Origin of the sequence: Streptococcus danieliae, assembly GCF_013415245.1 — a bacterium.
Lineage (GTDB): Bacteria > Bacillota > Bacilli > Lactobacillales > Streptococcaceae > Streptococcus > Streptococcus danieliae_A.
On sequence record NZ_JACBXX010000113.1, the window covers coordinates 1 to 9,964 of the forward strand.

The 9,964-nt window shown below is 44.9% G+C and carries 8 protein-coding genes and 2 pseudogenes; 2 read left to right on the forward strand and 8 right to left on the reverse strand.

All coding sequences use genetic code 11. The features are described 5' to 3' along the window. Positions 1 to 132: pseudogene (locus HZY94_RS04550) on the forward strand (IS30 family transposase); the annotation flags it as partial. Here HZY94_RS04550 and HZY94_RS04555 read toward each other — a convergent pair. The 6 genes from HZY94_RS04555 to HZY94_RS04580 form a co-directional block, all read right to left on the reverse strand. After that, on the reverse strand, positions 103 to 1,254 hold the full coding sequence (locus HZY94_RS04555; RefSeq protein WP_179925183.1) for a glycerophosphodiester phosphodiesterase family protein: 1,152 nt from the start codon (positions 1,252 to 1,254) through the stop codon (positions 103 to 105). The pseudogene HZY94_RS04550 and the gene HZY94_RS04555 overlap by 30 nt on opposite strands. A 107-nt stretch (positions 1,255 to 1,361) precedes the next feature. Continuing rightward, on the reverse strand, positions 1,362 to 2,408 hold the full coding sequence (rfbB, locus tag HZY94_RS04560; protein ID WP_179925184.1) for a dTDP-glucose 4,6-dehydratase: 1,047 nt from the start codon (positions 2,406 to 2,408) through the stop codon (positions 1,362 to 1,364). A 9-nt stretch (positions 2,409 to 2,417) separates the two neighbouring features. After that, positions 2,418 to 3,011, reverse strand: coding sequence for a dTDP-4-dehydrorhamnose 3,5-epimerase family protein (locus HZY94_RS04565; protein WP_179925185.1), 594 nt, complete (start codon positions 3,009 to 3,011; stop codon positions 2,418 to 2,420). After that, entirely contained in the window at positions 3,004 to 3,879 is an 876-nt protein-coding gene (gene rfbA / locus HZY94_RS04570) for a glucose-1-phosphate thymidylyltransferase RfbA (protein ID WP_179925186.1), read from the reverse strand. The genes HZY94_RS04565 and rfbA overlap by 8 nt, the downstream gene beginning before the upstream one ends. Before the next feature lie 503 nt (positions 3,880 to 4,382). After that, entirely contained in the window at positions 4,383 to 4,598 is a 216-nt protein-coding gene (locus tag HZY94_RS04575; RefSeq protein ID WP_179925187.1) for a hypothetical protein, read from the reverse strand. Next, positions 4,595 to 5,158, reverse strand: a complete 564-nt coding sequence (locus HZY94_RS04580; protein ID WP_179925188.1) for a DUF3990 domain-containing protein — start codon at positions 5,156 to 5,158, stop codon at positions 4,595 to 4,597. The genes HZY94_RS04575 and HZY94_RS04580 overlap by 4 nt, the downstream gene beginning before the upstream one ends. Before the next feature lie 371 nt (positions 5,159 to 5,529). Between HZY94_RS04580 and gdhA the strand changes: the two genes are divergently transcribed. Next, positions 5,530 to 6,876, forward strand: a complete 1,347-nt coding sequence (gene gdhA / locus HZY94_RS04585; RefSeq protein ID WP_179925189.1) for an NADP-specific glutamate dehydrogenase — start codon at positions 5,530 to 5,532, stop codon at positions 6,874 to 6,876. A 535-nt stretch (positions 6,877 to 7,411) separates the two neighbouring features. Here gdhA and HZY94_RS04590 read toward each other — a convergent pair. Together HZY94_RS04590 and HZY94_RS04595 are read right to left on the reverse strand one after the other, a co-directional pair. Continuing rightward, positions 7,412 to 7,546, reverse strand: a complete 135-nt coding sequence (locus HZY94_RS04590; RefSeq protein ID WP_179925190.1) for a putative holin-like toxin — start codon at positions 7,544 to 7,546, stop codon at positions 7,412 to 7,414. A gap of 164 nt (positions 7,547 to 7,710) precedes the next feature. Further along, a pseudogene (locus HZY94_RS04595) lies at positions 7,711 to 9,837 on the reverse strand (pullulanase); the annotation flags it as partial. Between the last annotated feature and the right edge of the window lie 127 nt (positions 9,838 to 9,964).

Consider the following 9,964-nt stretch of genomic DNA (forward strand, 5'->3'; position numbering starts at 1 on the left):
CGCAGGTGGTTACCAAAAGGGACCAAAGAAACAACTCCCAAAGAAGTCGCTTTTATTGAAAATTGGATAAACAATTATCCTAAAAAATGTTTGGACTACAAGTCACCAAAGGAATTTCTTAGTGGTGGCTAATTTCAACTTGAAATTTAGCTTTTGCGAGTCCAAAACAGCCTGGTAGAGCTCTAAATCCTTGGCCAAGAGGTTATTGGTGTAGACCCCATCAATCCTCCGGTTGAGCATTTTAGACAGGGTCGCAAAACCATCCACCGTATGGACAAAAACCAGACGATCCTGCGCGTGAATTTGATCAATCAGAGAGTCCGTCAACCGCTCATCCTTTTGCGGTAAGGTAAGCCCCACAATCTTCGGCTTATCTACCAGAGCCTTAGCAATCGCTTCTTCCTTTAAGTCGGAGGCATAGAGGGTTAAAATATAGTGTTTGAAAAAACTCAACTCTTCCACCAAAGTATAGTCTTCTGGTTTATAGAGTTGAACTAGAATCCGGTCGGCCAAGGCTGGATCAAATTTCTGAACAGCCTGTCCCAAGATCCGGTACTGCTCTTCAATCGCCGCCTGACTCTTAGATTGCACCTTGGTATCGGTGACAACAATCATGTCCGGATTCACTTCCATCTGTTTCAGAATATCCTCCCAAAACAAACTGGTGTACTGGGCCTGCCGATTGGCCTTGTCACTAGTTTTGGCTGACTCCCACTCCTGACTGGTCAAAGCTTCCCCCTCCCAGTCATGGACAGCCGCCAGGCGACCGTCTTGAGTCAGATTGAGATCAAATTCAAAAATCCGATGGCCCAGTGAATAATTCTGCTTAAGAGCTTGGAGGGAGTTGCTGTAGGCTGACAAAAAACCAGCCTCCCGCATCGTCCCACCCGCATGGGCAATCAAGCGAGTCGTCGCCAGCACCTGTTTCAAGTCCTGTGACTTCGACGTAAGTACCAACTCTGTCCCCTGATGCCCCAGCTCCTGGCCCAGACTAGCCTCCAAACTCTCCTTGGGCAAATAGATCCGACCCAACCAATCCTGCTCACTCTGCGCGTAAGGAAAGCGATAGCCATTTTTCCGAATTTTATCCGCATCCACATGAACAGACCAGGGAACCAAGCCCGCCTTGGTATAGTCCTGGTCAGACTGCTTCTCTAGACCCGCTTTTTCAAAAACCGCCTCCAAGGGATAAAAATCCCGCTCCAGACGACTCTTCATCTGCACCCGATCATAGAGCCCCAAGACCAGGACCAAGCCTACAAGCCCCAGCAGGTATCTTCCATAGTTTACTCTCAGGATTTCATCCTCCTAACTAGACAGAAAATAAGAGGCTGAGGACCCCAGTCCCAGCCTCTCACTGTTTATTGAATTACTTCCTGGGTTTTTGCATAATTGGCTTCAACAGCTTCTTTTTCACCCTTCCACCAATCTGAGTTAGCTGTGTACCAAGCAATGGTTTCTTTTAGACCAGCCTCAAAGTCTGTAAATTCAGGCTTCCAGCCCAACTCATCGCGTAGCTTGCTGGCATCAATTGCGTAACGGAGATCGTGGCCTGCACGGTCTGTAACGTGGTCGTAAGCATCCGGTGCTTGCCCCATTTCCTTCAAAATGAGTTCCAGCACTTCTTTATTATTTTTCTCACCGTCAGCCCCGATTAGATAGGTTTCGCCAATTTTTCCTTTGGTCAAAATCGTCCAAACACCTGAAGAATGGTCATTGGTGTGGATCCAATCCCGCACATTCTTGCCTTCACCATACAACTTCGGACGAATACCACTCAAAATATTGGTGATTTGGCGTGGGATAAACTTCTCAATATGCTGATAAGGCCCGTAGTTGTTGGAACAATTGGAAATCGTCGCTTTGACCCCAAAAGAGCGGACCCAGGCCTTGACAATCAAGTCAGAGGCAGCCTTGGTTGAAGAGTAAGGTGAGGAAGGATTGTAAGGCGTTTCAGCCGTAAATTTCTCCCCTGGACCTTCTCCCTTGCCTGGTAAATCCTCCCGCAAAGGAAGGTCGCCGTAGACTTCGTCCGTCGATACATGGTGGAAACGCAAGTCGTACTTACGCGCAGCTTCCAACAGGGTGTAGGTCCCGATGAAGTTGGTGTCCACAAACGGACGGGGATCATTCAAGGAATTGTCGTTGTGGCTCTCAGCCGCATAATGCACAATCGCATCCACATCCTGGGCCAAACGATCCACAAGCTCCGCATCGGCAATATCACCCACAACCAACTCCACACGGTCGCCCAAAACAGACGCAATGTTGGCCTTATTCCCTGCATAGGTTAACTTATCCAAGACGACAATCTGAACATCTGGAAAATTGTTGTAAACATAATGTACAAAGTTAGAACCGATAAAACCTGCGCCACCGGTTACAATGATTTTTTTGTAGTCTGTCATTTCTTTCCCTTATCGTTGATCTTCTGTTACTGGTTCTACATCCTGCAAAAGCGGGTGGTGTTTATCCGCCTCTGAAACTTCTGCTGCCTCCAAGTTATCCCACTGGATTCCTAGACTTGGGTCCGCATAGTTGACAAAAGCATATTTAGGCTTGAGCTCCAAGGCCCAATAATCATTAACCAAATAGCTATAAGCCACCTTGTCCGACAAAACTTGGAAACCATTGGCAACACCCCGCGGCACAAAAATCCCTTTGGAAGCATCAATCTCGGTTTGGTAAACATTCCCAAAACTTGGACCCTGCCGCAAATCCACCCAGGCTCCCAAAACACGACCCTCGTCGGCCACCGAGATATACTTATCCCAAGGCTCAGCGTGCAGCCCGCGAAGCACATGCTTACTTGAAAAGCTTACATTATTTTGCAATTTCCCTGTCGCAAAAAAAGACTCTGGGAAACCAAGCGGAACCATTTTTTCCTTTTGGAAATTTTCTTTAAACCAGCCACGACTGTCTCCGTGAACTGGAATGTCAAATTCCAGCATCCCCGGAATCGCTTCAATCGGGCGAGCCGCTAGTTCTTTTCCAAAAAAATTATCAGCCATTTTCTTCTCCAATCAAACGCAAGAGGTATTGTCCATATTCATTTTTCTTGAGCGGTTGGGCCAGACGATAAACCTGTTCCCGACTAATGTAACCCATACGGTAAGCAATTTCTTCCAGGTTAGCCACCTGCACATTTTGCATCCGCTGGACCGTTTCAATGTACTGGGCCGCTTCCAAAAGACTCTCGTGAGTCCCTGTATCCAACCAGGCAAAACCACGCCCCATCAACTCAACAGATAGGTCGCCACGATCCAAGTAGGCCTTGTTCACATCCGTGATTTCCAATTCTCCCCGAGGGCTTGGTTGGATGTTCTTAGCAATTTCCACCACAGAATTATCATAGAAGTAGAGACCCGTCACTGCATAATTGGAGCGAGGCACTTCTGGTTTTTCTTCAATGGAAATGGCATTCATCTGCTCATCAAACTCGACAACCCCAAAACGCTCAGGGTCCTTAACCTGGTAACCAAAAACGGTCGCACCCACTTCCTTTTGCGCAGCTTTTTGCAAAAGCTTAGTCAAACCAGGACCGTGGTAAATATTGTCTCCCAAAATCAGCGCCACCGCATCATCGCCAATAAAATCAGCACCAATAATAAAGGCTTGCGCCAAACCATCCGGACTTGGCTGCACCGCATAGGACAAGGAAATTCCAAGCTCGGACCCATCACCCAAAAGCTCCTCAAAACGTGGCAAATCTGTCGGGGTTGAGATAATCAAAATCTCCTGAATCCCCGCCAACATCAAGGTTGAAAGGGGATAATAAATCATCGGCTTGTCATAAACCGGCATCAACTGCTTGGATGCCGCCCGCGTCACCGGGTACAGGCGCGTGCCTGAACCACCCGCTAAAATAATACCTTTCATAGGTGTTCCTTTCTTCCCAGAGGTGAGATCTGACCCCTGGACCATCATTTTTAAAGCGAAACGAGCTCACCAACAAGCACGTTCATCACGCCCTTCCTGAAAAGGACTATACTAGATTCCACAAGTAAGCAAGACTTGCAAAATCCCAGACACATCTATTTTATCATTTTTGTGACAAAAAGTCTGAGAGAGTTTTTGAGATCGCTTCAGTAAACAGAACTCATAGTAGTCATCTCCTTTTACGGGAAACAAAATGCTAACAATATACCTTAATGTTAGCACCTTGTTTCTTTTCGACTATTAATTACCAAATATCTTCTAACTCAAAAATTAAGATAAAAATCTTTCATTTAAGTAAAATCCACCTAATAAACGTTCATTCCATGTACAGATACTACTGACCTCACTTACAAAAACAGGGCTCCTCTATTGACACCCCTCTTAAAATCTCCAGTATGGCGTGGAATCTCAGAAAGAGAACTTTATTGCCAAAATCGGTAATACTATTCATATAAAGAGCAACGATTTGCAATGTCCACAATGGTATCCGCAATCAAGTCTGCTGTTAAATGGGAACCTTCATTATCCAACTCTTCAAACCAATTTTTCAAAACAACATTGGTGACAGAAGAAACAGCTTCAGGAGTAATCTGATAATTTTCCCACAAAAATCGTTCCACCTCAGATTTGAGAACTTCTTTTTCGGTTACCAAAATCATATAACCTCCTCCTTCACTAATATTAGTCTATCTGCGATTCCTTGATCACAGATACAAAGTTGTGTATCATCTTGGTATTTTCCCAAAAGAATATCAACGACGTCCTTCAAAGAAATCACTTCTTCAAAATAATCCTCTAAAACCTCCTGCGAAAGTGTAATCTGACCATCAAGAACTGGACCAAATACTGCCAGGAAAGTATGGATATTAGTTCCTCTCTTGACGTTTAATTTTAACCTGTTTTGATAGACAAAACGAAAATATTCTTTATCAATTTCAAAAATCTTAGTCTCAATAACGCTAAGTTCTTGAATCTGATAGCTTAAAACAACAGGACCTACTTTTGGATTAAAAGGACGTTCATCCCTTGTTTTTCTACTAGCCCATTTAATAGCCTGATCGGGTTTTGATGTCACATAGAATCCTATCCCAAAATCACAATTACGTTTGCTGTGATATACATTGATCCCCTTCTTCAAAGAAGAGACTTGAGTTGATGTCGTTCCATGATACCACAAGGTCACTTTGTTAAACCGCTTAGTAAAGTTTGACTCTTCCATAAATCGACTATATTGTCCTCCTTAACTTTGTTTTTCCATGAACTATTCGTCTAATTTCTGAAAAAACTCACAGCCACTAAATCAAATATAGTCTTTGTTTTCTACAATCAGAATGAATTTGTCAAAGTCGGCAATACTCACTACTTTTAACTAAAGTATAACAAAAACACATGTAATATCAACTAGAAACCTGATATGACATATGTTTTTTCAATAGTCTTAAAACCATCGGCGGCAGATAAAAAAGTCTACAAGTCCCCTATCCAAGCGTAAGCCTTTACATTTGTCGGACTCAATGATATGATTAAACTCAATCATCAAATTGTCAGATAATTCATTTTCTTCGGAAAAATAGAAAAGAGGATTTTTTAATGTCACGAGTTACAGACTATATCCAAAGCACTTTCCAAGACGTCCGGGCACGGAACCCTCACGAAGCCGAGTACTTACAAGCAGTTGAGGAACTATTGGGCACCCTTGAGCCTGTTCTTGAGGCCCACCCAGAATATTTGGAGGAGAACATCCTAGCTCGCATGCTAGAGCCCGAGCGGGTGATCAGCTTCCGTGTACCTTGGACTGACAAGGATGGAAAAGTCCAAGTCAACCGTGGCTACCGGGTTCAATACAACTCGGCTGTAGGTCCTTACAAGGGTGGACTCCGTTTCCACCCTTCCGTTAACCAATCCATTCTGAAATTCCTCGGCTTCGAGCAGATTTTCAAAAACGTTTTGACTGGTCTACCCATCGGTGGTGGGAAAGGCGGCTCCGACTTTGACCCTAAAGGAAAAACCGACGCTGAAGTGATGCGCTTCTGCCAAAGCTTCATGAGCGAATTGCAAAAACACATCGGCCCATCCCTCGACGTCCCTGCCGGTGACATCGGGGTCGGCGCCCGCGAAATCGGCTACCTCTACGGCCAATACAAACGCCTCCGCCAATTCGATGCCGGCGTCCTCACCGGAAAACCCCTGGCCTTCGGTGGCTCCCTCATTCGCCCAGAAGCAACTGGCTACGGCCTCGTTTACTTTACTGAAAACATGCTGCAAGCTAACGGAAAATCTTTCAAAGATCAGACCGTCCTCATTTCAGGTTCCGGAAACGTAGCCCAATATGCCCTCCAGAAAGCAACCCAGCTCGGTGCGACCGTCATCGCAGTCTCTGACTCCAATGGTTACATCATCGACGAGAACGGCATTGATTTTGATCTTTTGGTTGAAATTAAAGAAAAACGCCGCGCCCGCCTCACCGAATACGCAGCCGAAAAAGCTAGCGCCCGCTACTACGAAGGCAGCGTCTGGGACTACCAAGGCCCAGCCGACATCGCCCTCCCATGTGCCACCCAAAACGAAATCAACGGCACACAAGCCAAGGCCCTCATCCAAAACGGCGTCTACTGCCTCGCCGAAGGAGCCAACATGCCTTCTGACCTCGACGCCATCAAAATCTACAAAGAAAACGATATCCTCTACGGCCCAGCCAAAGCTGCCAACGCCGGAGGCGTAGCCGTCTCTGCCCTCGAAATGAGCCAGAACAGCCTCCGCCTATCCTGGACCAAAGAAGAAGTCGACCAACGCCTCCAAGACATCATGGAAAACATCTTCACCACCGCCAAAACCACAGCCGAAACCTACAACCTCGGCAAAGACTACCTCGCCGGCGCCAACATCGCCGCCTTCGAAGAAGTCGCTAACGCGATGATCGCACAAGGTGTGGTGTAAACCCTCTTACCAAAGAATCCTCCACGTCAAAAGCACGGAGGATTTTTCTTGTGTCCTAAAATTACTTGGCCCCAAAATGTCTGACGAAGTCAATACAGTTGGAAATAAAGACTATTCATACTTATCACCTAAAAAGAGAGCCATTCCGCCCTCTTGACATCGCTCGGTCAATTTTTTATTTACCGACGAGTCAGAACCGTCACCCGTCTCCTCTGCTTTGTCGCTACTTTACACTTTTATTATAAGTCCTGAAAAACAAATGGCATATAAAAACACAGGAAAAATCAACTATCACAATCTATCTGAAACTTCAAAAAACAGCCTCTTAACAAGACTGCTTAAGATGTCCGAAGCGATTTTAAACGATTTATGTTGTGACTAACCGTCAAATCTTTGCCTTTCATAAAACTATCTGATATACTTGTCATGAAAGAGATTGAGTTACGAGCTCAATCTCAATTAGACCGTTTTAAAGACGGGACGAATGTAGTTCGACAGTTTGCCGCTACTCAGTCAAGTTAATAGCGGCTAGCTGTCATTTTTTATCTTTGTTGTTAATCAACGTCAATACAAATGACAAAAGTGCGAGAATCAACATCCCGAAAAGAAGCATTAACTCAATAGCTGCTTCCACTGCCATGACGGTAGTCCTTTCTAAGTGGTTTTGCATAGGCATTACCTCCAGATTTAGATTTCCGTCCCGCTTTGTAACTTTCTACTCTTTCAGTATACTCTTTTGCAAATTTTCTGTACTTATAAATGACAATTATGATTAACTAAACTAGCCCCTTGGATTCATTTTTCCAAGGGGCTGATTTCTTATGATTTTAAGGTTTAATCCTCCTTTTTCTTAAAGAGTCCTACACTAATTGCTACCAAATTCACACCAAGTAGTGTAAGAAGGCTAGATTGCTCTCCTGTATTTGGGAGTTTTTCTTTATCTTCATTTGCTGGTTCAATTACTGGATTTTGTTCCAGTATCATCTTTATCTTGCTTGGATTCTCTTGGCTTATAGGAGTGACCTTGCCTGGCTGATCGACTCCTTTCGATTTTGCAGTACCAACCAAAACAATTCGTTTTTGACCAGCTTCGATTGTTTCCGACACCAGAGTTCTCTCCATCAACTGTCCATCTTGCCAAGTTTCCAGATAACGGCTGATTTTCTTGCCTGCTTGCCCTTCTTGGAGCACGTGTTTGTGACCTTGAGGGAGTGTGGAATCAGAAATTACCTCTTCCTCAACTGGTAGCTGCTCTTCGAGCACCTGTTCCTTGGTTGTCGTTTGTGCTTGCTCTGCTTGGGCAGGAAGTAAAATAACGGTAGCGGTCAATGGTGCTAAGGTTAAGCTATTTTGCCCAAGGGTCATACCTTGGAGGTTCATCAAAGCCTGTGTGCCTGCACGCGCCCCGTCAACGAGAACTTGTCCTTGTAAAAGATCTCGGTCAGCATCGCTTAGAGTAAAGATCCGCTCCTTGCTATCAGCGTTGACAAAAACCGCATACCGATCTCCATTGCTGGCTACGGTCTGGTATCCGATGACCAGATCTTCGCTGCCGATGCCGTTTTGACCTGGAATTGTCAAGAGGGTCACGCTCTTATCCACTTCTTCTTTTGTCCCTAAACGAAAGGCATCGCTGGACTTACGCAAGGCAATGAGTCCCTTGGTGAAATCGTGAGTGCGGACATTCTCTGGATAGAGGTTGGCATTGGTCGCCTTGCTCCAATCAAACTTGTTCACAGCATCCGATGAGTCATAAGAATCATGAATGTAATAAGGATAATCGAAAGGACTACCATCCGCATTGGTCAGCAAGTGAGCCTTATTTGGAACATTATCCTCTGAAACCGGATAGCGATAATCGGGATGGCGGAACTGCTTGGTGCGACCATACTCCTGCCCCGAATGAATGAAAGGTGTCCCTTGGGCGGTAAGAACAAGCAGATTGCCCAAGCGCTGACGTTGATGAATTTCCGTCACATTTTCAATCTTACTTGGATCCTTCTTAATGGATTGGGCAATAATATCAAAAAGAGTCAAGTTATCATGAGCCGCAATGTATTGAATGACATCTCCTGGATCGTCCGCCACGAAATTCCCTGGCTGCGCCTTGATATTGTTAAAGACAGACTCCAAATTCTTAGGGGCTCCCGTAATAAAGGCTGGTTGCCCTTCATTTGGATAGCCAGATTTGAGAGTATTCCGAATCTCATCCGAGAAAACCGCCACTGTATCAGTTGAACTCATCCAATCCTGATCAGCTGGCTTAACTGGCTGATTGGTATCACCTGTAAAGGTCCGCCACCCCTCTCCAAGCATGATGACATTGGGATTTAATTTTTTAGCTTCCGCAAAGGCTAAGTCAATGACCTCAGCATCATGGTCCCCCATCATATCAAAACGGAACCCATCAACCTTGTATTCATCAACCAGATACTTGATGGAATCCACCAAGACTCGACGACTCATGTGATGAGTCGTTCCCAAACGTCCCCCACCAAAACTCGATTTAGCCGCCCCATCACTCTCCATAAAGTGATAATAATTGGGCTCCAAATCCTCAAAAAGGAAGGTTTTAGCCGTGTGGTTATAAACTACATCTAAGATAACTCCCATACCTTGTTTATGAATCTCATGAACAAGGTTCTTGAATTCCTGAATTCGCTTCATCGGATCACTCGGATCGGTTGAGTACACACCACCAAGCGCAAAGTAGGATTGCGGATCGTAACCCCAGTTGTAGTTGCTATTGGATGACGCATACTCTGATAGACGTTCACCATTCTTCAATTCATTGACAAAATAATGGCTCATAACTGGCAAGAGTTGAATATGTGTGACACCCAAATCCTTGAGATAAGACAAGCGTTCCGCAAAAGCCGCAAACGTTCCAAACTGATGGGACAACTCCCCAGCAAGAGCTGGATCAGACGTGAAATCCCGAACATGGGCCTCATAAATAACGGTTCTATAATAAGTTGTGTGGAAAGCTTTCTCTCCATGCAACTTTTTTTGTAATTCAGAGTGCAAAAAAAAGCAATTCCTAGTAAACTGATAAGTGGAAAAAACATCAGAATAGGAATTGCTTTAT

Bases quoted from the DNA above. Each gene is read 5' to 3' on its own strand.
- rfbB (WP_179925184.1), bottom strand. From the start codon at position 2,408: ATGACAGACTACAAAAAAATCATTGTAACCGGTGGCGCAGGTTTTATC.
- HZY94_RS04565 (WP_179925185.1), bottom strand. From the start codon at position 3,011: ATGGCTGATAATTTTTTTGGAAAAGAACTAGCGGCTCGCCCGATTGAA.
- rfbA (WP_179925186.1), bottom strand. From the start codon at position 3,879: ATGAAAGGTATTATTTTAGCGGGTGGTTCAGGCACGCGCCTGTACCCG.
- HZY94_RS04575 (WP_179925187.1), bottom strand. From the start codon at position 4,598: ATGATTTTGGTAACCGAAAAAGAAGTTCTCAAATCTGAGGTGGAACGA.
- HZY94_RS04580 (WP_179925188.1), bottom strand. From the start codon at position 5,158: ATGGAAGAGTCAAACTTTACTAAGCGGTTTAACAAAGTGACCTTGTGG.
- gdhA (WP_179925189.1), top strand. From the start codon at position 5,530: ATGTCACGAGTTACAGACTATATCCAAAGCACTTTCCAAGACGTCCGG.
- HZY94_RS04590 (WP_179925190.1), bottom strand. From the start codon at position 7,546: ATGCAAAACCACTTAGAAAGGACTACCGTCATGGCAGTGGAAGCAGCT.